Here is a 25,180-nt window from a genome sequence, read left to right on the forward strand (position 1 = left end):
CTCCCTCGGATGATGCGGTCGCGACACGCCAGGAAGGGCTCGCTCCGCGCGCCCGTTCGGGAATCGGACGTGTTTTGAGGGTATCGGCGGTGGAGACCTTCGACGCGTGAGAGAGAATCACTCTCGTGAGTGCCGCGACCCGTAGTCGAACCCCGGACCGCCTCTGCGCCGAGGCGGTTGATCTTGCCTTCGCTGCCGCCGAGGAAGCCGCAGGTCAGGACTCCGTCGGCGAGCATCTGGGTGTTCAGGTGGATGGTGATCGCCTGGTCACCCACCTGTTCGCGTGCCGCGAGTCCGCCTACCACGGCTGGCGGTGGGCGGTGACCGTTGCCCGTGCGCCCCGCGCCAAGCTGGTGACCGTGGACGAAACCGTCCTCGTCCCGGGACCCGAGGCGCTGCTCGCGCCTGCCTGGGTGCCGTGGAACGAGCGCCTTCGTCCCGGCGACCTCGGCGTGGGCGACCTGTTGCCCACCGACGCCGACGACCCCCGTCTCGAATTCGGTTACACCGGAGCGGACGAGACAGAGGAGGAATTGACCGAACCGATCGCCTTTGGTCCCAAGGCAGTCGCGTACGAACTGGGACAGGGGCGCGCACGCGTCCTGTCGCCGGTCGGCCGCGATCTGGCCGCAGACCGCTGGGACGAGCACTTCGGCGGGGCCACACCCATGGCCCAGGCCGCCCCGGCGCACTGCACGAGTTGTGCCTTCCTGGTCAAGGTCGGCGGCCCGCTCGGGCAGGCGTTCGGAGTGTGCGCCAACGAGTACTCGCCCGCCGACGGCCGGATGGTCTCGCTTGCCTATGGCTGCGGCGGCCACTCGGAAGCGGCGGTCATGCCCGCCGCGACGCCCGCCGCCGAGCTGTCCCTGGACGAGTACCGGATCGAGACCGTGCGGATCCGCCCGGTCGAGAGCCCGGTGGACGAGGACGGCATGGAGCCCGGCGAGGATCAACTGGGCCACTCCTGATCGATCCCGTGCACGTGTGCGCCACCTCGCGCGACACGCCCGACGTCCTCGACCCGCCTACCCGACCGACATGCCGAAGCCGCCACCGATCCGGTGGCGGCTTCGGTTCGTTTCGGGCCGTCCGCGAGCCGTGCCCACTTCCCGCGTTCTCGGGTCCCACCGGAGGATCGGGGGTACTTGTCCGTAAGGGTTTCGGGTGAGTCGTCCCACTGCCGTCCACACGGTGGGATCGCCGGGAAGCCGTGTGCCCGGAAACGCAATAGGGTTCCGGCCACATCCGCGAACGAGGGACGGCGCACGGCATGGGCATCGAGGACCGCTTTGGCACCGCTTCGCTTCGGCGAGCCGTACTGGACGCGTGGGCCGCGTCGCCCGCGCGTTTCCGGGAGGACGCGAACGCCGAGGAGGAACTCGCCCTCGGCGGCTATCGCGACCGCCTGGTGGTCGAGCTCGCGCAGAACGCCGCCGACGCGGCGGCCCGGGCAGGCGTTTCGGGTCGGCTCAAACTGACCCTGCGCGACGGCGTCCTGGTCGCGGCCAACACCGGCGACCCGCTGCACGCGCAGGGTGTCGAGGCGCTGTCCACGTTGCGTGCCTCCGCCAAGCGCGACGACGGGCCCGAGGCGGTCGGCCGGTTCGGCGTCGGCTTCGCCGCAGTGCTCGCGGTCACCGACGAGCCGTGCGTGCTCTCGCGTACCGGCGGCGTGCGCTGGTCGCTTCAGGAGGCCCGCGACCTGGCCGCCGAAGTGGCCCGGGGCAACGCCCAACTGACCGACGAACTGGCCCGCCGCGACGGCGGGGTGCCGGTGCTGCGGCTGCCGATGCCGGCCGAGGGCACCCCGCCCGAGGACTACGACACCTGCGTCGTGTTGCCGCTGCGCGACGGCGCCGCGGCGGACCTGGCCGCCCGGCTGCTCGCCGAGATCGACGACGCGCTGCTGCTCACCCTGCGCCGGATCGGCGAGATCGTGATCGAGACCGCGGACGGCGTGCGTACGCTGACCTGCCGGGCCGACGGCGGTGCCCTCGTGGTGACCGACAACGGCGTGCAGACCCGCTGGCGGGTCGGCGAGGACGGCGGCGCGCTGGAGCCCGAACTGCTCGCCGACCGGCCCACCGAGGAGCGCCGCCGGGCCGCGTGGTCGGTGCTGTGGGCCGTGCCGCTGGACGCCGCCGACCAGCCGCGCCGGCCGAGCGTACGGCCCGTGGTGCACGCCCCCACGCCCACGGACGAGCCGCTCGGGCTGCCCGCGCTGCTCGTCGCGTCCTTCCCGCTCGACCCGACCCGCCGGCACACCGCGCCCGGGCCGCTGCGCGACTTCCTGATCGAGCGCGCCGCCGAGACCTACGCCACGCTGCTGGGCACCTGGCCGACCAGCACGACCGGCATCCTGAGCCTGGTGCCCGGACCGACCGCCGAGGGCGAACTGGACGGGCTGCTGCGGCACCAGGTGCTGGCCCGACTCGCCGACACCGCGTTCCTGCCCGCCGCCGCGCCCGCGTCCGAGGCCGAGCCGGACGACCCGGACGCGCTGCTGCTCGATCGTGGCACCGCCGCGCGCGACCGCGACCTGCTGCGCCCGCGCGACGCGGTGCTGATCGAGACCGCGAGCCCGGGCCTGGTCGACGCGCTCGCGCCGGTGGTGGCCGGGCTGCTGCCCGCCGGGCTGGACCGCAGTGCGGCGCTGCGGGTGCTGGGCGTGCGCCGGCTGCCGCTGGCCGAGGTGGTCGACCAGTTGGCCGGCATGGACCGGGACCCGGCCTGGTGGCGGGCCCTGTACGACGCGTTCGACCCGGCGGCCCGGGACGCGCTGGGCGCGCTGCCGGTGCCGCTCGCGGACGGCCGCATCGTGCGCGGGCCGCGCGGGATCCTGCTGCCCTGCCCGGACAGCCCCGACCTGGCCGCGCTCGATACGCTCCGACTGCGGGTCGCCCACCCGGAGGCGACCCACCCGCTTCTGGAGCGGCTGGGCGCGGTCCGGGCCACCCCGCGGGCGGTGCTCGCGGACCCGGCGGTGCGCGCGGCGGTCGCCGAGAGCGAGGACGGCGACGACATCGCCGACGCGATCCTGGAACTGGTCCGGGCCGCCCGGATCGGTCCCGGCGACGAGCCCTGGCTGTCCGCGCTGCTGCTGCCGGACGTGGACGGCGACGCGGTCCCGGCCGGCGAACTGATGCTGCCGGGCAGCCGGATCGCCGCGGTGGTCGAGCCGGACGCGCTCGGCATCGTCTACCCGGACCTGGTCGAACGCTGGGGCGAGGACGTGCTGGAGGCGGTCGGCGTGCTCGGCACGTTCGGCCTGGTCCAGGAGGACGACGTGGTGCTGGACCACGACGGCTGCGACCACGATCTGGACGCCGAGGACGACTGGCTCGACGACGTCCTCGACCACATGCCGGACCAGGGCGTACCGCCGGTGGTGGCGACCTTCGTCGCGGTGCGCGACCTGGACCTGGTCGCGGACGACGCGTGGGACGAGGCGCTCGAGGTGATCGCCACGCCGCCGCTGCGCACCGCGGTGATCGAGCCGGCGCACGTCCTGCTGCCGGACGGTGGCACGGCCCGGGTGCCCTCGTACACGGCCTGGTGGCTGCGCGGGCACCCGGTGCTGGCCGGCCGGCGGCCGGCCGGTCTGCTCGCCGCCGACGGGGACCGGCTGCTGCACGGGCTCTACGACGAGGTCCGGGCGAGCCTGGACCCGGTCTTCCTGACCGCCCTGGGCGTGCGTACGACGCTCCCGGCGCTGCTGGCCGACCCGGACGGCCCGGACGAGCTGCTGGAGCGCCTGGCGGACCCGGAGCGGCCCGTGACGCGCGACCAGCTGCGGGCGCTGTACACCGCGCTCGCCGACATCGCACCGGAGCGGTTGTCCGCGCCGACCGAACTGCGCGGCGTCTCGGGCGGGCGGATGACCGTCGCCGACGTGGCGGACGCGCTGGTGGGCGACGCGCCGGACCTGGCGGCGCTGGTCGCGGACGACGCGGCGCACGTGGTGCTGCCGGTGCGCCCGGACCGCGCGGAGGCGCTGGCCGACCTGCTCGACGTACCGCTGCTGTCCGAGACGATCCCGGGCAAGGTGCTCTCCCAGGGCACGCTGCACGAGGTGCCGGACGACGTGCTGGCCGCGATGCCGGACGCGCCGAAGGAGTACTTCGAGCACGAGGAACTGATCGTCTCCGGCCCGAACGAGACCGAACTCGACGCGGACTGGCGCTACATCGACGGCCGGGTGCACGCCACCACATTCGAGGGCGTCGCCCGCGGCCTGGCCTGGGCGGCGGGTGAGTGGCACCGCCGCTTCGAGGTCGAACAACTCCTCACCCACCCCGAGAACGCGGACCACTTCGCGACGGAACGCGACTTCGACGGGGTGTGAGCCGGGTGGGCCGCCCGGTCCGAGGCGGACTCGGGCGGCCCGGTCCTCAACCCAGGTCGGCGCCGTACACGTGGTCGACCGCCATCGTCATCAGCACCCGGCGGTCGCTCACCATCACCGCGCGATACTCGGCCCAGTTCGGGTGCTCCCCGGCCGCGTGCCGGTAGTAGTCCACCAGCGCCTCGACCTCCGGGCCGTCGGGGTCGGTGCCCGGTCCGGTCAGGGTCACGGTGCCCTCGGCGGTGGCCCAGGCACGGCCGTCGGACCTGGTGACCTCCAACGCGGCTCGGGGGTCGCGGCGCAGGTTCGCGGTTTTGGCGCGGCCTTGGGTCATCGAGACGTAGAGAATCTCGGCCTCGGGGTCGTAGTACGGCATCACGGGGGACAGCTGAGGGCGGCCGTCCGATTTGATCGTGGCCAGGACGCCGAGCCGGCTTTCCGCGAGCAGCGTGCGCGGGTCGAACGGTGTGTCGGTCATATCCGGAGCCAATCCCCGACCACCCGCCGGCTATTCCCGCCACACGCGGACGAGTGACGGCCAAGGTCGCATCCCGACGGCCTGCGGAACTGCTCGATCAGCGCCGTCCGGCCGCCGCCCTGCCCGGCGACCGCGGCCACGACCGATTCGCCCCGGGGCCCCGCTGCCGTCGTGCTCCGGCGAAGCCGTGCGCCGGGGCACGACGGGCTCACCGTCCGGGGCCGGCCTCCGACCGCAACCCGGCGGCCAGAAGTTCGGCCAGGTGCATCGGGCGGCGGTCGCTCACGTGGGTGATCTGGGTGCGGCAGCTGAACCCGTCCGCGAGGGTCACCGCATCGGGTCCGGCAGCCTCCAGCGCCGGCAGCAGCCGGTCCGCGGCGACCGCACGCGACAACTCGCCGTGCGCCGCCTCGTAGCCGAAATTGCCCGCCAACCCGCAGCAGCCGCCCGCGAGTTCCCCGGTCAACCCGGCCCGGGCGCGCAGTCGGCGGTCGGCCGCGTCGCCCAGGACCGCATGCTGGTGGCAGTGCAGTTGGCCGGTCACCTCACGATCCAGCACCGGCGGCGCCCAGTTCGGCGCGTACTCCTCCAGGGCCTGGGCAAACGTCCGGACCGCGCCCGCGAGGCCGTCCGCCGCTCGGCCGAGCAATTCGGGTACGTCGGTGCGCAGGGCCGCCGCGCAGGACGGCTCCAGGCCAACGATCGGCAGCCCGGCCTCGATCGCCGGCCGCAGGGTGCGCACGGTACGGGTCATCACCCGTCGCGCGATGCCCAGTTGCCCGGTCGAGACCCAGGTCAGGCCGCAGCACACCGACCCCGGCGGCACCACCACCTCCAGTCCGGCGGCCTCCAGTACCTCGACCGCGGCGCGCCCGACCTCGGGCCGGAACCGGTTGGTGAAGGTGTCCGGCCACAGCACCACCCGACGGCGCGAACTCCCCACCACCCGCGGCCGATCGCGCCACCAGCGGGTGAACGGCTCGGGCGCGAACGGCGGGATCGGCCGGGTGCGATCGAGCCCGGCCAGGCCGAGCGCCGCCCGCCGCAGCGCCGGCATCCCCGCCGCCGCGTTGGCCACACCCGCCAGCCCCGGCACGGCGCCCACCGCGCGGGCCCACAGCGGTAGATTGCCCAGCGCGTAGTGCGCGGCCGGCCGCAGCCGACCCCGATAGTGGTGGTGCAGGAACTCGGCCTTGTAGGTGGCCATGTCCACGTCCACCGGACAGTCGCCGCGGCAGCCCTTGCAGGACAGGCACAGGTCGAGCGCGTCGCGGACCTCGGTGGAGCGCCAGCCGTCGGTGATCACCTCGCCGATCAGCATCTCGTGCAGCAGCCGGGCGCGCCCGCGCGTCGAGTGCGCCTCCTCGCCGGTGACCCGGTACGACGGGCACATCACGCCTCCGGAGGAGGCGTCCGCCGACTCGCGGCACTTGCCCACTCCCACGCAGCGCCGCACCGCGGCCGCGAAGTCGCCGCCGTCGGCCGGGTAGCCGAACTCCACCGACACGGGCGTGCGCATCCCGATGAAACGCAGATTGCCGTCCACAGGGTGTGGACGAACCAGGATGCCCGGGTTCAGCAACCCCGCCGGATCCCAGATCGCCTTGAAGGCGCCGAACAGTTCGACGATCTTCGGCCCGTACATCCGAGGCAGGAACTCGGCCCGGGCCTGCCCGTCGCCGTGCTCCCCGGACAGCGAGCCGCCGTGCGCGACCACCAGGTCCGCCAGGTCGGACGAGAACGCCCGAAACGCCGCGACGCCGCGGGTGGTCAGCAGGTCGAAGTCGATCCGGATGTGCACACAGCCCTCGCCGAAGTGGCCGTACGGCAGCCCGCGCAGGTCGTGTCGCTTCATCAACTCGGCCAACGCGCGTAGGTACGCGCCGAGCCGCTCGGGCGGCACGGCGGTGTCCTCCCAGCCCGGCCACGCCTCCGAGCCGTCCGCCATCCGGGTCGCGGTGCCGGACGCCTCCTCGCGGATCCGCCACAGCGCTCGCTGCCCCGCCGCGTCGGTGACCACCCGAGCCGGTCCGGAGCCGGCCAGCGCGTGTGCCCGCGCCGTCGCCTCGGTGATCGAGTCCCCGCCGACCTCGACGAACAACCAGGCGGCGCCGGGCGGCAGTTCGACATCGCGCGCGGACGCGGCCAACGCGACCAGGCCGGCGCTCAGGCTCTCCACCGTCAGCGGGCCGTGCGGCAGCAGGCCGGGCGCCGCGTCCGCCGCGGCGAAGTCGTCCCCGAAGCCCAGCACGACCAGGGCGCGGGCCTTGGGCGCCTCGACCAGGCGCAGGCCGGCGCCGAGCACCACCACGCAGGTGCCCTCGGTGCCGACCAGGGCCCGGGCCACATCGCGCCCGTGCTCGGGCAGCAGCCGGTCCAGGGCGTAGCCGGAGACCCGACGCGGCAGAGCGGGGAAGCCCCGCCGGATCAGCGCCAGGTTGGCGTCCGCGAGGTTGGCGAGCGCGGCGTGGATCTCGGCGGCGCGGCCCGTGGTGGGCACCGGCTGATCGCGGCCGACCCGCATCCGGGTGCCGTCCATGGTCGCGATGTCGAGCCATTCGACGTTGGCGCTCGTCCGGCCCCAGGCCACCGAGTGCGACCCGCACGCGTCGTTGCCGATCATGCCGCCGAGCGTGCAACGGCTGTGGGTGGACGGATCCGGGCCGAAGGTGAGGCCGTGTCGGCCGGCCGCGCGGCGCAGGTCGTCGAGCACCACGCCGGGCTCGACGTGCGCGATCCGGGTCACCGGGTCCACGTCGTGGATCCGGTTCAGGTGCCGGGCCAGGTCGAGCACCACACCGTTGCCGGTGGCCTGCCCGGCGATGCTGGTGCCGCCGCCGCGCACGGTCACCGGCGCACCCAGCTCGTGGCACACCGCGAGGGCCGCGAGCACGTCCTCGGCGTCCAGCGGCGCGACCACCCCCGGCGGCACCCGGCGATGGTTGGAGGCGTCCATCGAGTGCAGCGCGCGGGCCTGCGGGTCGAACCGGACCTCGCCGCGCATCCGCGCCCGCAACGCGCCTTCGAGGTTCCCGAGCTGTGCCGTCACCACGTCATCCTCACTTGTCGCGGCCGCCGGCCGAGCCGGGAACGCCCCTCCGCAAGGTGTCGAACCCGGCCCGGAACGCCCACCCGTCGAGACGCCCCGCGCCACATGCCGGTCACGATCGTCTCATTGTGCGGAATACACATCACCCACGAAACGGACACGACTACGCTCTCCGCGTGGCCGAGATCCAGATTCCCGCAGCGCTCATGCCCGCCGACGGCCGGTTCGGTTCGGGCCCGTCCAAGGTACGTCCCGAGGCGCTCGCCGCTCTCGCGGCGACCGGTACCTCTCTCCTGGGCACCTCCCACCGGCAGGCGCCGGTGAAGAACCTGGTGCGCCGGGTTCGCGAAGGTGTCGGCAGCCTGTTCTCCCTGCCCGAGGGCTACGAGGTGGTCCTGGGCAACGGCGGTGCCACCGCCTTCTGGGACATCGCCGCGTTCGGCCTGGTCGAGCGCAAGTCCCAGCACCTGTCGTTCGGCGAGTTCTCGTCCAAGTTCGCCACGTCGGTCAAGGCCGCACCGTGGCTGGACGAGCCGACGGTGATCAAGTCGGAGCCCGGCACGCACCCGCTGCCGCAGGCCGAGGCGGGCGTGGACGTGTACGCCCTGACCCACAACGAGACCTCGACCGGCGTCGCGATGCCGATCGCGCGCCCGGCAGGCGCCGACGCGGGCTCGCTGGTGCTGGTCGACGCGACCTCCGCGGCGGGCGGGCTGCCGGTGGACGCGGCCGAGACCGACGTGTACTACTTCGCGCCGCAGAAGAACTTCGCCGCCGACGGCGGTCTGTGGCTCGCCGCGTTCTCGCCGGCCGCGTTGGAGCGGGCGCAGCGGATCGCCGCGTCGGACCGCTACATCCCGCCGTTCTTCGACCTGGCCACCGCGATCGACAACTCGGTCAAGGACCAGACGTACAACACGCCGGCGCTGAGCACGCTGTTCCTGCTCGCCGACCAGCTCGACTGGATCAACGGGCAGGGTGGCCTGGACTGGGCCGTCGCGCGCACCGCCGACTCGTCGAGCCGGCTGTACGGGTGGGCCGAGAAGTCCGCGTACGCGAGCCCGTTCGTGGCCGACCCGGCGGCCCGCTCGCAGGTGGTCGGCACGATCGACTTCGCCGATTCGGTGGACGCGTCCGCGGTGGCCAAGGTGCTGCGCGCGAACGGCATCGTGGACACCGACCCCTACCGCAAGCTGGGCCGCAACCAGCTCCGAGTGGCGATGTTCCCGGCCGTCGAGCCGGCCGACGTCGAGGCGCTGACCGCGTGCGTCGACTACGTGATCGAGCAGCTCTGATCCGCGTTCGCGGCGCCTGACGAGCCGCCGCCCCGGGACCGAACCGGTCCCGGGGCGGCGGCCCGTCGTCACTCGTGCCGGGCCGTCGACGGCCCCGCCCGTGGTCGATCAGCTCCTGTTCCGGCCGCCCAGCCGGCGATACGCGAAGAACAGCACCACCAGGCCGGCCACGGCCAGCAGCCCCGGGCCGAAGGTCTTGGCCCGGTCCGTGGCGGACTTGCCGTCGCTCTTGTCGCCGGCCGACGTGGTCGTGTTCGCGGACCCGCCGCCGCCGGGCGCGTTGCGCAGCAGGTCCGGGTTGCGCAGCAGGTCCGGACGGTTGTCGCCGTCGAGCTCGACCCGGCGGACCTGACTGCCCTTGCCCTCGCTGCCGAACAGCAACTCCTTGCCGTCCCGACTCCACGCGACCGACTCGCCCTGGCGCTGGATCGGCACGCCGACCCCGGCCAACTCCTTGCCGGGCGCGGCGAACACGGTGGCGGAGAAGTAGCCGCGCAGCACGAACCGTGAGCCGTCCGGCGCGAACGCGCCGTCGGTCACCGTCGAGCCGCCGGCGGCGATCCGCTTGAACGTGTTGATCCCGGTCGGAGAGAGCTGCTCGGGCTGCTCGTACAAGCCGCCCTCGGCCTCCTTGCTCGCGATGTAAAGCTTGTTCGTGCGCGGATCCATCAGCAGCGCCTCGGCGTCACGCGGACCGTTGTCGTACTTCACCCGGAACTTGGTCGCCTTGACCGTCGCGTCGGCGAGCGTCGCGGGTTCGGCGAAGCGGTAGATCCACACCTCGGGCCACTTGCCGTGCAGGTTGTCGCCGATGTCGCCGACGAAGACCGCCGGTTTGCCCGCGTCGTCCTTGCCGATCGTGATTGCTTCCCAGTCCCGCGCGTCCACGCCGGCCAGCGTGATGGTGGCCTTGGTGGTGCCGTCCTTGCCGATCGCGTAGATCCTGGGCGCGTCCGAACTGTCGTTGTGCGTCCAGTAGACGTCCGGGTGCAGCGCGCTGGCCACCAGGCCGCTGGACTCGGTGATCCGCTCGTCCTTGATGGTGAACAACACGTTCGCGTCGGCCACCGCCGATGCCGGTACGGCCACCACCAGGGCCACGGCCGCCGTCAGGGCGCCGAAGCCGCGGATCCGACCCCGTCCCACCCGCTTCACCCGTCCCGTCCTGTCATGGGTCCAGCCTGCCGGCCCGACCCCGATCGCTGTCGAGGCGGGGACCACTTTGCGACAGGTCTCGCGAATGCATTGCGGTTTGCCATGCGTCGGGGATGGGATGGGAGTTCGTGGGCGTCGGCATCCGGAGTCTTCCATGACACTGATCAAGGCATGTCTGAACGGCACGCGGCGCCCCGAGGAGCACCCGGCGCTTCCGCTGACACCGGCGCAGATCGCCGCGGACAGCCGAGCCGCGGTGGCCGCAGGCGCGTCCATCGTGCACGTGCACCCGCGCGGTCGCGGCGGTCGGGAGAGTCTGGCGCCGGAGGTGATCACGCCGGTGGTCCGGGCGATTCGCGGTGCGGCGCCGGGCGTGCCGATCGGGGTGAGCACGGGCGCCTGGATCGAGGCCGACGCCGCCCGGCCGGCCGCGGTGCGCGCCTGGACGGTGTTGCCCGACCTGGCGTCGGTCAACCTGTCCGAGGAGGGCTCGGTCGATCTCGCGTACGCGCTCGCGCACCTGGGTGTGGGGGTCGAGGCGGGGGTGTGGACCGAGGCCGACGCGGAGTTGCTGGTCGAGCGGGACCTGGCCGCGGTGTGCACCCGGATCCTGATCGAGGTCGAACTCGCCGACCCGGGGGACGCGCTGGACGAGGCGGGACGCATCCTGGCCGTGCTCGACCGGCACGACATCGCGGTGCCGCGCCTGTTGCACGGCGCCGACGAGTCCGCGTGGCCGGTCCTGGACGCGGCCATCGCGGCCGGTCTGGACATCCGGATCGGCCTGGAGGACACCCTGCTGGACCCGGAGGGCCGCCGGGTCGCGGGCAACGCGGCTCTGGTGCGGATCGCCTCGGACCGGGTCGTCGCGGCCCGTTCGGCGGGCAATCCGCACTGACCCGCACCGCGGCGTCCGCACGCGGCCCGCGCCCGGTCCCCGTGCCGCCTCGCATGCCGGCCCCCACGCGCCGGTCCCGGTACTAACGCATCAAGGCGCCGATGATCACGGCGATGAGCAGGAGGGCCAGAGTGGCCGTGACGACGCGGGTTCTGGTGCGGGGATTCACGCCCCAGAGCCTACGCGGCGCGGGCGCGCGGTCGAATTCCGGCCGGGCGCCCGCGCTCGCGGGTCACACCATCGAGGCCGCCAGGCGGCGGCGGAAGGCGGCGAGCACCGTGCGGTCGCCGGTTTGCGAGACGACCGTGCCGGGGCGTCGGCCCCACAGGTAGAGCAACAGTTCGGCGGGCTCGCCGCTGACGGCCGCGTCCGCGAACCCCTGGTCGCGGGACATGGTCACGCCGGAGCGCTGCATGGTCAGCCGCCAGTGGTGCCGGTTGCTGTGCACGCCGATCGTGCGCCCGCTCGCGCCGTCGCGCGTGCCGCCGTCGTAGTGCGCCGGGAGCAGTACGCCCAGCACCTCGTCGATGCCGTCCAGGGCCTGCTGGGCGTCCAGCGGTCCCGGGGTGCCGACGGCCATCTCGATGTCGGCGCGGTGCACCGCGGCCTCGCGCGCCATCCGGCGGAAGAGGAAGCCGGCGGTGCCCCGATCGGGCCCGTCGCCGTCCACGCCCTCCGCGACGCCGGGGTCGAGCTCCTTGCCATCGATCGGGTCGAGCGGGTCCCGCCGGGCCATTTCGGTCACGAGCGCCGCGTGCGCCCGGGTGTAGGTGTCGAGCAGATCCCCCTTTGTCGCGCTGCCTGCGGCCGGGCGCGCGTCACCCGCGGCCGGGTGGCGATCCGGGCGCAATTGCGCGGCGGCGCCGGTGTACATGAGCACGGAATGTCGTACGACGTCGGCGACCGTCCAACCGGGACAGGACGGTACCGGCGCGTCCATGTCCGTGACGGCCGCCTGGCCCAAGCGGAGACCCTCCGCCTGGAACAGGTGCTGGAACCGCACGTAGTCCATTCGTCAAGGATTCCAGCGTTTCGGGTGACGTGTCGATGGCCTGCGTCACCCCATGGCGTGAATGTCACGTCAAGAAAAGGTGTACCGCACACCTGTGCTGACGCTATGTCAGATCTTGACCACAGGATTACCGAACTCCGACCGTGTCGCCGAGACGACGGGCGTCGCCGGTCGCATCGCGCGCACCACCGTGCCCGGCCGCAGCCGGATCCCGGCGTGCCGGGCGAGCAGCGCGCCGACCACGAGCGCCGCGGCCAACGAGATCAGGCCGCCCACGAGCAACCCGGTACGCGGCCCGAAGCTCTCCGCCAACCACCCCGTAAGCGGGCCGCCCAGCGGGGTGCCGCCCATGAACACGAGCATGTAGATGCCCATCACCCGACCGCGCATCGCCGGGTCGCTGCCGAGCTGCACGGTCGAGTTCGCCGCCGTGTTGAAGGTCAGCCCGGCGATCCCGATCGGCACGAGCAGCAGCGCGAAGCTCCAGTAGCCGGGCATCAGCGCGGCGATCGTCTCCAGCAGCCCGAACGCGATCGCGGCGCCGACCAGCACCCGCAGCCGAGTCCGGCCACGCTTGGCCGCGAACAGGGCGCCCGCCAGCGAGCCGACCGCGAACACCGTGTTGAGCAGCCCGAACGAGCCGGGTCCGGCGTGGAAGACGTCGTTGGAGAAGGTCGCGAGGGTGACCGCGAAGTTGTAGCCGAAGGTGCCGATGAAGCCGACGAGGGCGATCGCCACGAGCAGGTCGGGACGGCCGCGTACATAGCGCAGCCCCTCGCGCAGTTGGCCCTTCTCCCGTGGCACCACCGGCATCGTGCGCAGTTCGCTCTCGCGCATGGCCAGCAGGCCGAGCAGCACCGCGATGTAGGACACCGCGTTGACCGCGAACACCCAGCCGGTGCCGATCGCGGTGATCAGCAGGCCGCCGACCGCGGGGCCGACGATCCGGGCGAGCTGGAAGTTGGCCGAATTCAGGCTGACCGCGTTGGCCAGGTCCTTGCGGCCGACCATCTCGATCACGAACGCCTGTCGCGCGGGGTTGTCCACCGCGGTGGCCATGCCGAGGCCGAACGCGAGCAGCCACACGTGCCACACCTGGACGGCATCGCTCAACACCAGGACCGCCATCACGGCGGCGAGCAGACCCATCACGGTCTGCGTACCGATCAACAACAGGCGCTTGCGGTAGCGGTCGGCGATCACACCGCCCCACAGGCCGAACAGCAGCATGGGCAGAAACTGCAGACCGGTGGTCACCCCGAGCGCGGTAGCGCTGCCGGTGAGCTTGAGTACGAGCCAGTCCTGAGCGATGCGTTGCATCCAGGTGCCCGTGTTGGACACCGTCTGCCCGGCGGCAAAAAGCCGAAAGTTGCGGTTTCGTAGTGATGAGAAGGTGCCGGCTGTCGCCGCCACGGGCTCCCCTTTCGTCGTACGGTCGGCCGAGGCCGGATGAACATCCGTCCCCGAACCGAACCGCGACGCGGGTGCGCCGGACTCCTGCGTCGGACTCCTAGGCCTGCGCCAGCTTCTCCAGCACCGGCAGGGCCGCGCGCAACGCCTCGCTCTCCTCGGGCGTGAGCCGGGACAGGTGGTCCGCCAGCCAGGCGTTGCCCAGCCTGCGGTTCTCCTCCACCACGGCGGCGGCGGGCTCGGTCGCGGAAACCACGACCTGCCTGCGGTCGTCGGGGTGCGGCTCGCGCCGCACCAGGCCACGCTCCTCCAGGCCGGCGATCACGCGCGTCATCGACGGTGGCTGCACCTTTTCCTGCCGGGCGAGTTCGCCCGGAGTCATGGCGCCGCGCACGACGAGCACGGTCAGCACCGAGAGCTGGGTGGGGCTCAGCGTCTCGTCGGCCCGCTGGTTGCGCAGGCGACGGGAGAGCTTCAGCACCGAGGCACGGAGGGCAGCCACCGTGGCACGGTCGGGTTCGGACGGGGACACATTGGTTAGCTTAACTCTTTACTCTCGCTAACTTCCAATGGTTTGCGTCCCCGGGATATTCCGGACCACCGGCGCCGAGCGACGCCGCCTCGCGCCGTCGGCGCTACTTGACGCCGAGCACCTGCTCGATCGGGTCGATCGCGAAGTGCACCACGAACAGCGCGGACACGATCCACAGCAGCACCGGGATCTCCCGGGCCTTGCCGACCGCCGTGCGGCTTGTTCGTCGGGACGCGCGCGGGAGCGGCGTGGGCGGCCAAGTAGCCTAGGTTTCGTGAGCAGGCACGGGAGCGGGAAACGACGGCGCGCCTCGCCGGATCCGGACGACACGGGCGCACCGCGCCCGGACGCGGCCGCGGACCCGACGTCGGGGCCCGTCGAGGACGCGTACGACGCGGGCTCCCCGGGCAGCGGCGAGTACGACGTGAGCTCGTACGGCAGTGGTGAGTACGCGGCGTACGGGGCGGAGACGTATGCGCAGGCGGACTACGCGCAGGCGGACTACGAGTCGACGCAATACCCGCCGACCGAATACGAACCGGCCGAGTACGAGTCCGGTGGCTACCCGGCCCGGCCGGTGCCCGGTGAGCCCGAGGCGTACCCGTCCCAGGCGCATTCCGCGGCGGGCTACGGCGCGAGCGCCTACGACCCGGCCACCGATCCGGCGCTCATGGGTGGGACCGCCGAGTTCGTCGCCGTCGACGAGCCGGTCGAAGCCACCGAGCGCCGTCCCACCGAGCGCCGACCCGACGAGGCCCGCGAAGCGGACACCGGCATGCGCCCCGCGCCGCCTCCGCACGAGGGCAACATCATCAGGCTCGTCGCCGTCGGCAGCCTGATCTGGTTCGCGCTGTTCCTGGTCGCGTGGCTCATGCGCGACACGCTCTCCGACGACCGGGACTGGTGGCCGTGGTGCGCGCTGGCCGGCTCCGGCCTGGGCCTGTTCGGGCTCTGGTACTGCCGCCGCCTGCAAAGCGCCGACGAGGACTGAGCCCGGGGTCGGGGCACTCGGTACTCGGCGTCTCGCACTGGGCATCGGCCGCCCGAGCTTCGTCGACCGCTCGCCGCGAGCAATCCTCGCGACGGATGCCGAATGGCCACAAAATCCGACATTCACTGACGTAACTTCGGGGCATGATCGGAGCCCCCGCCGCAACCACCGGGCTGACCACCGCCGAGGTCGCCGAACGCGTTGCGGACGGCCGCGTCAACGACGTGCCGACCCGGTCCAGCCGCAGTACCTCGGCGATCGTCCGGGGCAACGTCTTCACCAGGTTCAACGCGATCATCGGCACCCTGTTCGTGGTGATGCTGATCGTCGGCCCGATCCAGGACGGCCTGTTCGGCCTGGTCATCGTGGCCAACACGGCGATCGGCATCATCCAGGAGCTGCGCGCCAAGCGCACCCTGGACGCTCTCGCGGTGGTCGGCGAGGCCAAGCCGCGGGTGCGCCGGGACGGGCACACCGCCGAGTTGTCCGCGCGCGATCTGGTCCTGGACGACGTATGCGAACTCGGCGCGGGCGAGCAGGTCCTGGTGGACGGCGTGGTGGTCGAGGCGGACGCACTCGAACTCGACGAGTCGCTGCTCACCGGCGAGACCGACCCGGTCCACAAGAAGGTCGACGACCAGGTGATGTCCGGCAGCTTCGTGGCCGCCGGCAACGGCGCCTTCCGGGCGGGCAGGGTCGGCCGCGACGCATACGCCGCCCGACTCGCCGAGGAGGCCGGTCGATTCACCCTGGTCGACTCGGAACTACGCCGGGGCCTGGACCGGATCCTCACCTACGTGACGTGGTTGATGATCCCGGTGGGCATCCTTTTGATCATCAGTCAGCTCCGCACCCACGACGGCCTGCCCAACGCGCTGCGCGGCATGGTCGCGGGCCTGGTCACCATGGTGCCCGAGGGCCTGATGCTGCTCACCTCGGTCGCGTTCGCGGTCGGCGTGGTCCGGCTGGGTCGCAGGCAGTGCCTGGTTCAGGAGCTACCGGCGATCGAGGGCCTGGCCCGGGTCGACGTGGTCTGCCTGGACAAGACCGGCACGCTCACCGAGGGCGGCATGGACGTGGCCGAGGTGCGCCCGCTCGACGACACGCTGCCGATCGACGCGGCCCTGGGCGCGCTGGGCACCTCCGACGCGCGGCCGAACGCGAGCCTCCAGGCGATCGTGGACGCCTACCCCGCGCCGCCGGACTGGCCGGTCACCGACGTCGCCGCGTTCTCCTCGGCCCGCAAGTGGAGCGGCGCGAGCTTCGCCGGGCACGGGACCTGGCTGCTCGGCGCGCCCGACGTACTGCTCCCCGAGGGCCATCCGGTGCTCGCCCGGGTGGACGAACCGGGCGCGCGGGGGCTGCGGGTGCTCCTGCTGGCGACCGCCGACGGGCTGACCGACGAGGCGGGCGGCCGGGCCCACCCCGCCGCGCTGGTGGTGCTGCGACAGCGGCTGCGCCCGGACGCCGGGGCGACGCTGCGCTACTTCGCGAGTCAGGACGTGGCGACCAAGGTGATCTCCGGCGACAACGCGCTCTCGGTCGGCGCGGTGGCCGCCAAGCTCGGCCTCGCGGGCGCCGAACACGCGGTGGACGCACGCCGGTTGCCCGAGGATCGGGCCGAACTCGGGCAGGCGCTCGATGGCAACACCGTCTTCGGTCGGGTCACTCCGCAACAGAAGCGGGCGATGGTCGCGGCCCTCCAGGCGCGCGGCCACACGGTCGCGATGACCGGCGACGGCGTCAACGACGTGCTCGCGCTCAAGGACGCCGACATCGGTGTCGCGATGGGCTCGGGCAGCGGCGCGAGCCGTGCGGTCGCGCAGATCGTGCTCCTGGACAACAGTTTCGCCACGCTGCCCTCGGTGGTGGCCGAGGGCCGCCGGGTGATCGGCAACATCGAGCGGGTCGCGAACCTGTTCCTGGTCAAGACCGTGTACGCGCTGCTGCTTTCGCTGCTCACCGGCGTCGCGGGCGTGGTCTTCCCGTTTTTGCCCCGCCACCTCACCCTGATCGGCTCGCTCACCATCGGCGTACCGGCCTTCTTTCTCGCCCTCGCCCCGAACGCCGAACGGGCCCGCTCCGGCTTCGTACCGCGGGTGCTGCGCTTCGCGATCCCCGGCGGCGTGGTCGCCGCGGCGGCCACGTTCCTGTCCTACTGGCTGGCCCACCTCAACCAGGGCTCGAACCTCGACCAGGACCGCACCACCGCCGTGATCACCCTCTTCCTGGTCGCGACCTGGATCCTGGCGATCGTCGCCCGTCCCTACACGTGGTGGAAGATCGCCCTGATCGCGGCCATGGCGGCGGCCTTCCTGATCGCGCTCTACGTCCCCCTCGTGGCCGACTTCTTCGCCCTCTATCCCCAACACCAGGGCAACAACGGCACCGCCGTCGGCACCGCCGTCGGCATCGCCCTGGCAGCCGCCGCCCTCCTCGAACTCGGCTGGCGCATCTCGGGCTGGATCGAACGCAAGAACACCGAGGAGACGTGAGCCCTGACAATCGGGGATTGCCGACCGTCGTGAACGGCCGCGCCCGTCCCCGTGGTTCGCGGTCGAACCGACAGACACCACACCCTCTTCCCACCGGTGGCGACCGGCCCCCACGAAAACGAAGTCGGACGGAGACAGTCCGGCGCAAGGGGCTCAGCGTCGCCGCCTCCTACTACCCGAACCATCCCGACGACCACGACGCCGTCACCCGGCGGCGGAGTCACCGCCGCACCCGCCATCCTCACGATGGCCGATCCCGACGTGGTCGGGTCAGACGAGGTCGCCCGGATCGGTGTTGGCGCCGCACAGTATTACTGCGACCTTTTCGCCCTGGGCCGGGGTGTACGCGCCGGTGGAGAGGGCAGCCAGGGCTGTGGCGGCGGCGTGTTCGACGACGATGCGGAAGTTGTCCCACAGGGCCTGACGGGACTCGACGATGGCCTTGTCGGAGACCAGGACCGAGAACGCGCCGGTGCGCTGCGCCGTGGCCAGAGCGGTGGCGGAGACCCGGCGCGCGCCCAGGGAGTCGGCGGCGATCGAGTCGGTCGCCACGTCCACTACCTCGCCTGCCTCCAGTGCCGCGTTGAGCGCGCGGCAGTGTTCCGGCTCGACCGCGACCGTGCGGATTGCGTGTTCCTCGGCGGCGGTCGCCACGCCCGCGAACAGGCCGCCGCCACCGACCGAGACGATGACCGTGTCCAGCTTCCCGGGCACGCCCGCGAGCATCTCCGGTACCAGCGTGCCCGCGCCCGCCGCGATCAGCGGGTTGTCGTACGCGTGCGACAACAGCGCGCCGGTCTCCTCGGCGAACCGCCGGGACGCGTCCAGCGCGTCCGCGTACTCGCGGCCCACGAGCAGCACGTCCGCGCCGTACGTACGCAGCCGCTCCACCTTGACGCGCGGCGCGGTCTCCGGCAGGAACACCGTGGAGCGCACGCCCGCGCTGCGCGCCGCCCACGCGCACGCGAGGCCCGCGTTGCCGCCGGAGGCGATCACCACGCCGGCCTCGGGCATGGTGCCCGCCTCGATGTGCGCGGTGGTGAAGTTCGCGGCGCCGCGTGCCTTGAACGATCCGGTGTGCTGGATGTACTCCAACGCGAGCCACACGTGCGGTGACGGATGGATCGGCATCATGGTGACCGGCTGGGTCTGGCCCACGATGCGGTCGGCGGCGTTCCTGATGTCGCCGTAGGTCAGTTCGGGCGTGGCGGTATCCATGACGACCGACCCTATGGCTTTGTTCGCCGGCCGCGGTCCGCGAACCGGGCGCCGTACCGCGGGCGTGGGCCGGACCATCCTCGACAACCCGCGCGTCGGCTCGTCCGCGGAGCGCGCGCCCGTTGCCGCGTCGCCCACAGGGGTGGGGCTGCGGCGTGTGATCTCACTCTCCGGTGTGCCTTGTGGACACCGAGTTAGGCAAGCCTTACCTTCGGATCATGACGTTGCTTGATCTTCGGCAGCCCGTACCATGCCCCGCGTTCGCGGAGACCTTCCGTGCGCTCGGTGCCGCGTGCCCGCTGATCGCGGTCGAGCCCGGGCGCCCGAGAGCGGACCTGCTGCCCGCCTCGCGGCTGGCGAGCGACCCCGACGTGATCGCCGGCGTACTGGCCGCCGAGCGGCAGCGGATCACCGCGACGCTCGACGTCGAACCGCGCGCCGACGCGATCGCGATGTGGGCGCTGCACGGCTACGCGTGGTACGCGTGCCTGATGCACGCCGGGCCCTGGTTCCTGAACCGCCGCGTCCCCCTCGTGGGCTTGGACGACGTGTGGATCGACCTCGGATCCGAACGGTCGAGCCGGTCCTTCACGGTCGCCTCGGGCACCTTCGCGTGCCTGCCCGAAGACCCGGACGCGGGCGCGGTCGGCGCGCGGGTGGTGGCCGACGAGCCCGCCCTGCGGGCCGAGCTGCTGCGCGCGGTGTCCGAGCACCTGGAGCCGCTGCTCGGCGCGTTCCGGTCGCACCTGCGCCGGGGCGAGCGGGTGTTGTGGAACATGGTGGCGGACGAGCTGGTGAGCGCCGTCTGGTATCTGGGCCGCATGCTCGGCGAGGCCGAGGGCGACCGCGCCGTCCGCGAACTCGGCGAACTGCTCCCCGGCGACACCGGTCGCTTCAAGCGCGCCGCGGGCTTTCGCACCCTGGCCGGCACCGAGGGCCGCACCCACTGCAATCGCACCCAGAGCGTGTGCTGCCTGTGGTACACCCTCGACCCGAACGCCCTGTGCGGCACCTGCCCCCGCGCCGACGACGCGCGCCAAGCGGCCATCCTGGAGGGCCGCGCCTGAGCCTGCGGCGCGGGGTTCGTGCCCACCAGCGCACCCGTTTCGTCGCGGAGGACGGTTGCGGATTTACGGCAGTCGGATCGCCCGGTCGGGCCTCGCGGCCAGGTCGGGAACGACGGAGCCCCGCCCCCTGTGGGGAGCGGGGTTCCGGGTGAGGCGTCCGGTGTTCAGTGCTTCAGGTTGCGGACCGTGTCGTCGTAGCCCGGGACCTCGGTGATCGGGCGGGTGCCCGGGCCGATGTACAGGGCGGCCGGACGGACCAGGCGCGAGGTGCGCTTGTGCTCCAGGATGTGCGCACTCCACCCGGCGGTCCGGGCGCAGGTGAACATCGAGGTGAACATGTGGGCCGGAACCTCGGCGAAGTCCAGCATCACCGCGGCCCAGAACTCCACGTTGGTGGCCAGGATCCGGTCCGGGCGCCGAGCCTGGAGCTCCTCCAACGCCGCCTTCTCCAGTGCCGCGGCCACCTCGTAGCGAGGCGCCCCCAGCTCCTTGGCCGTGCGCCGCAGCACGCGTGCGCGGGGGTCCTCGGCACGATAGACCCGGTGGCCGAAGCCCATCAGGCGCTCGCCGCGGTCGAGGACGCCCTTGACGTACGCCGTGGCGTCGCCGGTGCGCTCGATCTCCTCGATCATGTGCAGCACGCGCGAGGGGGCACCACCGTGCAGCGGGCCGGACATCGCGCCGACCGCGCCGGACAGACACGCCGCGACGTCGGCACCGGTGCCCGCGATCACGCGCGCGGTGAACGTCGAGGCGTTCATGCCGTGCTCGGCCGCCGACGTCCAGTAGGCGTCGACCGCCTTGACGTGCTGCGGGTCCGGCTCGCCGCGCCAGCGGATCATGAAGCGCTCGACGATGGTCTGCGCCTTGTCGATCTCGCTCTGCGGCACCATCGGCTTCTCCAGGCCGCGGGCCGACTGGGCGACGTACGACAGCGCCATCACGGCGGCCCGGGCGAGGTCGTCCCGTGCCTGGGCATCGTCGATGTCGTGCAGCGGTTTCAGACCCCACACCGGGGCGAGCATGGCCAGCGCGCTCTGCACGTCCACGCGGACATCGCCGGAATGGATCGGGATCGGAAACGGTTCGGCCGGCGGCAGGCCGGGGTTGAACGCCCCATCCACCAGTAGGCCCCAGACGTTGCCGAACGAGACGTGGCCGACGAGGTCCTCGATGTCCACACCTCGGTACCGGAGCGCGCCACCCTCCTTGTCGGGTTCGGCGATCTCCGTCTCGAACGCTATGACTCCTTCGAGCCCGGGTACGAACTCGGACATCAGGCGGCTCCTCATGCGATCTCGACTGACTTGTGGCCGGGTCCTTCATACCCCGCACTACCACACCGTGTCTTCCCCCGAACAAGGCCGGGGCGCATGGTGCCGATCATGCTCCGCACCTGGGCTCCGCCGGTGATTCGGGGAGGTGTTCCGCTCGGTCCGGGCGAGGCCGGGATGGTGCCTCGCCTGAAGGTATGGGCCGATCGAAGTCCGTCGGTCAGGATATCTCTCGATATCGAGACGACCTACGCCGGAACCCGTCCGAGTGAGTGAGGTCCGGCACAAAACGGCCGGTTCGGTCGTCCCGGGAGCACCAGGTCGGGGGGGATCGTGCCGGCGGCAGGCGCCGAGTGGTACTCGTTGTCCGTGGAGTTCACCGAGCTTGCCGCCATGCGCCGGCAGTACCGAGGCGAAGGCATCGACGTCGGCGCGTTGCCGCCGACCCCCTTCCCGTTGTTCGGCGCGTGGCTGGCGGAGGTGGCCGCGGCCGAGTTGCCCGAGCCCAACGCGATGGTCGTCGCGACCGCTACTCCGGCCGGCCGGCCGAGCACGCGCACGGTGCTGCTCAAGGAGTTCGACGGGCACGGCTTCGTCTTCTATACGAACTACGACTCGCGCAAGGGCGGCGAACTGGCCGCGAACCCGGCGGTGAGCCTGCTCTTCCCCTGGCACGCGCTGGCGCGTCAGGTGATCGTGAGCGGATCCGCCGAACGGGTGTCGCGCGAGGTCACCGCCGAGTACTTCCGCTCCCGGCCGCGCGGCTCACGGATCGGGGCCTGGGCCAGCGAGCAGTCCAGCGTGGTGTCCGGGCGGGAGCAGTTGGAGAAGCGCTACGCGGAGGCCGCAGCCGGGTTCGCGGACATCGACGACATCCCGGTGCCGGAGTTCTGGGGCGGCTTTCGGGTCCGGCCGGATGCGGTGGAGTTCTGGCAGGGGCGGGAGAACCGGATGCACGACCGGCTGCGCTACCTGCGCGAGGGCGACGAGGGTGCGCCGTGGCGGGTCGAGCGATTGAGTCCGTGAGGGCGTCCGGCCGAGCCGGTGCGCCCGTGGGCGCGGCCCCACCGACGCCGGCCGGACCCCTCGCCTCTCCCCGGCGCGTCAGCGCCCCCGAGATGGGCTGCCCCAAGTGATCGACGCGCGAAGCGCGGAGAGCGGCGGAGCCGCAAGTGTGGACTTCGTGGCCCGGAGCGAAGCGGAGGGACACGAAGTCCCGAGCGAGGGGCCGCCTTTTTCTCGGAGGAGCGAAGCGGGGGAGAGAAAAAGGTGGTGCCTCGCGAGCCGGCGACAAAGTCGCCCGAATAAAGCGACCCGCAGGTCGCTTCTCCGTCCGCCTCGGTGAGGTGGAACGAAGGCCGGGGGACGATCCCGGCGACCTGCGGGTCGGGTGTCTGCCTGGTGTTGCCGGCCGCCTGCCTGCGTCCGTCGCGGTGCACTCACGACGGGGCCTGCCGAGCCGGTAAACCGGAGTGGCGGCTAGCGGGCAGCCACCTCACGCGTCCGAATGCCATGCAACTTCAGACCACCTCCTCTCCCGTGTGCCAGTGAGGTTAGATCGGCCCGTAGGCGGGTGCAACGCATTTACGAGGTGCCCGATCCCACATCGAAATCAGGAATAGATGCAGGGCACATTGGGATTGGATAGCGCGGGTGCCCCCTGCCTCGAAGCGCCTGGCCAAGGCCGTCCTCGCGGACGTGACCCCGCTGCGCGAGTTCCCCGCCTTCCGTCGTCTGTGGTTCGGCCACTCGGTCTCCTCGCTGGGTCAGCAGATGACCGCTGTCGCGGTGGCGATCCAGGTGTACGACCTGACCGAGTCCAACTTCGCGGTCGGTCTGGTGGGGTTGTGTTCGGTGGTGCCGCTGATCGTGTTCGGGCTGCTCGGCGGCGCGATCGCGGACAGCCTGGACCGCCGACTGGTCGGCCTGGTGACCGCGAGCGGGCTCTCCGCGGTGTCGATCGTGCTGGCCGTGCAGGCGTTCCTCGATCTCGGCCAGGTGTGGCTGCTGTACGCCGCGGTGGCGGTGCAGTCCGCGTTCTTCGCGGTGAACAACCCCGCGCGGACCTCGATGATCCCCAAGCTGTTGCCCGGGGAGCGACTGCCCGCCGCCAACGCGCTGAACTCGATAGCCATGGCACTCGCGATGACGGTCGGGCCGATGCTCGGCGGCCTGGTGATCGGCCTGTGGAGCTTCCAGGCCGCCTATCTGATCGACGCGATCGCCTTCTCCGCGGCGCTGTACGCGATGTGGCGGCTGCCGTCGATGCCGCCGACCCGGGCCGAGGGCGGGCCCAGGCGAGCCTCGGTGCTGGAGGGGCTGCGCTTCTTGCGGAGCAGGCCCAACATTCGGATGACGTTCCTGACCGATGTCGTCGCGATGGTGTTCGGCATGCCGCGCGCGCTGTTCCCGGCGATGGCCGCGACGCTGTACGGCGGCGGGGCCACGACGGTCGGCCTGTTGGTCGCGGCGCCGGCGGTGGGCTCGCTCGCGGGCGGGCTGTTCTCCGGCTGGCTGGGCCGAGTGCAGCGGCAGGGGCGCGCGGTCGTGCTCGCGGTGATCGCGTGGGGGACGTGCGTCGCGGTGTTCGGGCTGGGTGGCCCGCTGTGGCTCGGCCTGATCCTGCTGGCGCTCGCGGGCTGCGCGGACACCATCAGCATGGTCTTTCGCAACACGATCATGCAGGTGGCGACCCCGGACGAGATGCGGGGACGGCTGGCCGGTGTGTTCATCGTGGTGGTCGCCGGCGGGCCCCGGCTCGGCGACTTCGAGGCCGGGTCGGTGGCCGCGCTGAGCACCGAGCGGATCTCCGTGGTCAGCGGCGGACTGGCCTGCGTGATCCTGGCGATCGCGCTGTCGCTGCGTTGGCGCGGCTTCTGGCGCTACGACGCTCGCGACCCGCAGCCCTGACCGGCCCGGGAGCCCGTCCGAGCCGACCGGAACCGACCCGACCCGACCCGACCCGAGCCGCCTACGCCGAGCCGACGCGGCCGGGCCGACCGGACGGGACCGGCTCGACCCGTCCGACCGGCGCGGCGCCGGTCAAACGCGCGGCGCGATCCACACCTGTTCCGCGTGCGCGGCCACCCGGCCCTCGGCGTCGTAGAGCGTCGTCGCGGTGCGCACCTTGCGGCCCTCCCGGCCGAGTCGGCGCCCGAGTACGACGCACGGCTCGTCCGGATAGGGCAGCGCGTACACGTGAGCGGTCATCCGGCCGAGCAACAGCGCGGTGTCCCGGTCCATCCCCGTCCAGCCGCCGGGGCAGTCGAGCGCCGCCCAGACGAACTCGGAGCCGATCTGCTCGGCGTCGGGCGCGACCAGCGAGGTGTGCGGGGTCCACACGCATGCGTTGGTGTCCGGACGGTCCGCGAGCATGCCCGGGAACAACCGCAGGCCGTCGCCCTCGGCCCGCCCGGGGCCGCACACGAAACACTCGGTGTAGGGGTTCCACGCCGCGAATCCGGCGAAGGACCGACTCGCCTCGTCCGCCTCGGCGGGGGTCACCGGGTCGATCGGTGTGGGCAGCGGCAACGCGGCGTCCACCGGCACCGCCTCGGCGATCGTCCCGTCGCCCTGATGCAGCGTCAGCACACCCGTTCCGGCGTCACGGGTGAGCGCCAGCGGCCGGTCCAGCGGCACCGCGCGGCGCAGCGTCACGGTCACCCCGGAGGCCGTCCCGCCGCTTGCGCGACCGGCCAGCAATCCGGCCAGATAACCGCCGTTGCCCATGCCCGGCGGCCCGTTGAACCGGCCCGGGACCACAATCGCGGCCGTGCGCGGGTCGGGCACGCCGACCGACTCGGCCGACACCGATTCGGCCGGCCCTGGGTCGGATGCCTGTTCAAACGCCTTCTCGGCCCCGGTCGGCGTGGACGACCGATCGGCCGGCGACTGCCGGTCCGGGGCTTGCCGCTCCGCGGACTGCCGGTCCGAGGACTGGGACCGCGCGTTGGGATGCACT

At 72.4% G+C, this 25,180-nt stretch carries 18 protein-coding genes; 9 read left to right on the top strand and 9 right to left on the bottom strand.

The features are described from left to right. Window positions 1-116 precede the first annotated feature (116 nt). Entirely contained in the window at window positions 117-968 is an 852-nt protein-coding gene (locus ABZS54_RS21350; protein WP_355538192.1) for a DUF3027 domain-containing protein, read from the top strand. Window positions 969-1,270: 302 nt separating this feature from the next. After that, window positions 1,271-4,345: a molecular chaperone Hsp90 gene (locus ABZS54_RS21355; protein WP_355538120.1), complete on the top strand. Its 3,075-nt coding sequence runs from the start codon at window positions 1,271-1,273 to the stop codon at window positions 4,343-4,345. A 46-nt stretch (window positions 4,346-4,391) separates the two neighbouring features. On the opposite strand, the gene ABZS54_RS21360 is transcribed toward ABZS54_RS21355, so the two are convergent. Together ABZS54_RS21360 and ABZS54_RS21365 are read right to left on the bottom strand one after the other, a co-directional pair. Next, window positions 4,392-4,823 (bottom strand): PPOX class F420-dependent oxidoreductase, encoded by a 432-nt coding sequence (locus ABZS54_RS21360; protein ID WP_355538123.1) that lies wholly within the window; start codon window positions 4,821-4,823, stop codon window positions 4,392-4,394. 208 nt (window positions 4,824-5,031) lie between these two features. Further along, the gene (locus ABZS54_RS21365) at window positions 5,032-7,827 is read right to left on the bottom strand and encodes an FAD-binding and (Fe-S)-binding domain-containing protein (protein ID WP_355538195.1); all 2,796 of its coding nucleotides are present in this window, start codon (window positions 7,825-7,827) and stop codon (window positions 5,032-5,034) included. Between the two features lie 221 nt (window positions 7,828-8,048). Between ABZS54_RS21365 and serC the strand changes: the two genes are divergently transcribed. Next, entirely contained in the window at window positions 8,049-9,167 is a 1,119-nt protein-coding gene (serC, locus tag ABZS54_RS21370; protein ID WP_355538126.1) for a phosphoserine transaminase, read from the top strand. A gap of 108 nt (window positions 9,168-9,275) precedes the next feature. Here the strand turns inward: serC and ABZS54_RS21375 are convergent, their stop codons facing one another. Next, entirely contained in the window at window positions 9,276-10,322 is a 1,047-nt protein-coding gene (locus ABZS54_RS21375) for a hypothetical protein (RefSeq protein WP_355538129.1), read from the bottom strand. 154 nt (window positions 10,323-10,476) lie between these two features. On the opposite strand from ABZS54_RS21375, the gene ABZS54_RS21380 reads away from it, so the two are divergent. Then, entirely contained in the window at window positions 10,477-11,220 is a 744-nt protein-coding gene (locus tag ABZS54_RS21380) for a 3-keto-5-aminohexanoate cleavage protein (RefSeq protein WP_355538132.1), read from the top strand. A gap of 232 nt (window positions 11,221-11,452) precedes the next feature. Here the strand turns inward: ABZS54_RS21380 and ABZS54_RS21385 are convergent, their stop codons facing one another. The 3 genes from ABZS54_RS21385 to ABZS54_RS21395 form a co-directional block, all read right to left on the bottom strand. Then, complete coding sequence (locus tag ABZS54_RS21385) at window positions 11,453-12,232, bottom strand: maleylpyruvate isomerase family mycothiol-dependent enzyme (protein ID WP_355538135.1); 780 nt, start codon at window positions 12,230-12,232, stop codon at window positions 11,453-11,455. A 108-nt stretch (window positions 12,233-12,340) separates the two neighbouring features. Then, window positions 12,341-13,645, bottom strand: a complete 1,305-nt coding sequence (locus ABZS54_RS21390) for an MFS transporter (protein WP_355538138.1) — start codon at window positions 13,643-13,645, stop codon at window positions 12,341-12,343. 97 nt (window positions 13,646-13,742) lie between these two features. Beyond that, window positions 13,743-14,144, bottom strand: coding sequence for a MarR family transcriptional regulator (locus tag ABZS54_RS21395; protein WP_355538141.1), 402 nt, complete (start codon window positions 14,142-14,144; stop codon window positions 13,743-13,745). Between the two features lie 304 nt (window positions 14,145-14,448). Between ABZS54_RS21395 and ABZS54_RS21400 the strand changes: the two genes are divergently transcribed. Then, window positions 14,449-15,165, top strand: a complete 717-nt coding sequence (locus tag ABZS54_RS21400) for a hypothetical protein (protein ID WP_355538144.1) — start codon at window positions 14,449-14,451, stop codon at window positions 15,163-15,165. 143 nt (window positions 15,166-15,308) lie between these two features. After that, entirely contained in the window at window positions 15,309-17,660 is a 2,352-nt protein-coding gene (locus ABZS54_RS21405; protein ID WP_355538147.1) for an HAD-IC family P-type ATPase, read from the top strand. 270 nt (window positions 17,661-17,930) lie between these two features. On the opposite strand, the gene ABZS54_RS21410 is transcribed toward ABZS54_RS21405, so the two are convergent. After that, window positions 17,931-18,878, bottom strand: a complete 948-nt coding sequence (locus ABZS54_RS21410; RefSeq protein ID WP_355538150.1) for a threonine/serine dehydratase — start codon at window positions 18,876-18,878, stop codon at window positions 17,931-17,933. A 218-nt stretch (window positions 18,879-19,096) separates the two neighbouring features. On the opposite strand from ABZS54_RS21410, the gene ABZS54_RS21415 reads away from it, so the two are divergent. Next, window positions 19,097-19,945, top strand: a complete 849-nt coding sequence (locus ABZS54_RS21415; RefSeq protein WP_355538153.1) for a ferric iron reductase — start codon at window positions 19,097-19,099, stop codon at window positions 19,943-19,945. Window positions 19,946-20,109: 164 nt separating this feature from the next. Here ABZS54_RS21415 and ABZS54_RS21420 read toward each other — a convergent pair whose 3' ends face one another. After that, the gene (locus tag ABZS54_RS21420) at window positions 20,110-21,222 is read right to left on the bottom strand and encodes a citrate synthase 2 (protein WP_355538156.1); all 1,113 of its coding nucleotides are present in this window, start codon (window positions 21,220-21,222) and stop codon (window positions 20,110-20,112) included. Between the two features lie 390 nt (window positions 21,223-21,612). On the opposite strand from ABZS54_RS21420, the gene pdxH reads away from it, so the two are divergent. Both pdxH and ABZS54_RS21430 read left to right on the top strand, forming a co-directional pair. Next, window positions 21,613-22,245, top strand: coding sequence for a pyridoxamine 5'-phosphate oxidase (gene pdxH / locus ABZS54_RS21425; RefSeq protein ID WP_355538198.1), 633 nt, complete (start codon window positions 21,613-21,615; stop codon window positions 22,243-22,245). A 627-nt stretch (window positions 22,246-22,872) separates the two neighbouring features. Next, complete coding sequence (locus ABZS54_RS21430; RefSeq protein ID WP_355538159.1) at window positions 22,873-24,129, top strand: MFS transporter; 1,257 nt, start codon at window positions 22,873-22,875, stop codon at window positions 24,127-24,129. A 132-nt stretch (window positions 24,130-24,261) separates the two neighbouring features. On the opposite strand, the gene ABZS54_RS21435 is transcribed toward ABZS54_RS21430, so the two are convergent. Next, window positions 24,262-25,179, bottom strand: coding sequence for a hypothetical protein (locus ABZS54_RS21435; protein ID WP_355538162.1), 918 nt, complete (start codon window positions 25,177-25,179; stop codon window positions 24,262-24,264). Between the last annotated feature and the right edge of the window lies 1 nt (window position 25,180).

This window comes from Embleya sp. NPDC005575 (assembly GCF_040605455.1).
In the GTDB taxonomy this organism is placed as follows: Bacteria; Actinomycetota; Actinomycetes; order Streptomycetales; family Streptomycetaceae; genus Embleya.

What these genes read in the sequence shown, in the direction of transcription:
- ABZS54_RS21380 (WP_355538132.1), top strand. Translation starts at nt 10,477, where the DNA reads ATGACACTGATCAAGGCATGTCTGAACGGCACGCGGCGCCCCGAGGAG.
- ABZS54_RS21410 (WP_355538150.1), bottom strand. Translation starts at nt 18,878, where the DNA reads ATGGATACCGCCACGCCCGAACTGACCTACGGCGACATCAGGAACGCC.
- ABZS54_RS21415 (WP_355538153.1), top strand. Translation starts at nt 19,097, where the DNA reads ATGACGTTGCTTGATCTTCGGCAGCCCGTACCATGCCCCGCGTTCGCG.
- ABZS54_RS21385 (WP_355538135.1), bottom strand. Translation starts at nt 12,232, where the DNA reads ATGGACTACGTGCGGTTCCAGCACCTGTTCCAGGCGGAGGGTCTCCGC.
- ABZS54_RS21365 (WP_355538195.1), bottom strand. Translation starts at nt 7,827, where the DNA reads ATGCGCGGCGAGGTCCGGTTCGACCCGCAGGCCCGCGCGCTGCACTCG.
- ABZS54_RS21405 (WP_355538147.1), top strand. Translation starts at nt 15,309, where the DNA reads ATGATCGGAGCCCCCGCCGCAACCACCGGGCTGACCACCGCCGAGGTC.
- ABZS54_RS21420 (WP_355538156.1), bottom strand. Translation starts at nt 21,222, where the DNA reads ATGTCCGAGTTCGTACCCGGGCTCGAAGGAGTCATAGCGTTCGAGACG.
- ABZS54_RS21360 (WP_355538123.1), bottom strand. Translation starts at nt 4,823, where the DNA reads ATGACCGACACACCGTTCGACCCGCGCACGCTGCTCGCGGAAAGCCGG.
- pdxH (WP_355538198.1), top strand. Translation starts at nt 21,613, where the DNA reads ATGCGCCGGCAGTACCGAGGCGAAGGCATCGACGTCGGCGCGTTGCCG.
- ABZS54_RS21355 (WP_355538120.1), top strand. Translation starts at nt 1,271, where the DNA reads ATGGGCATCGAGGACCGCTTTGGCACCGCTTCGCTTCGGCGAGCCGTA.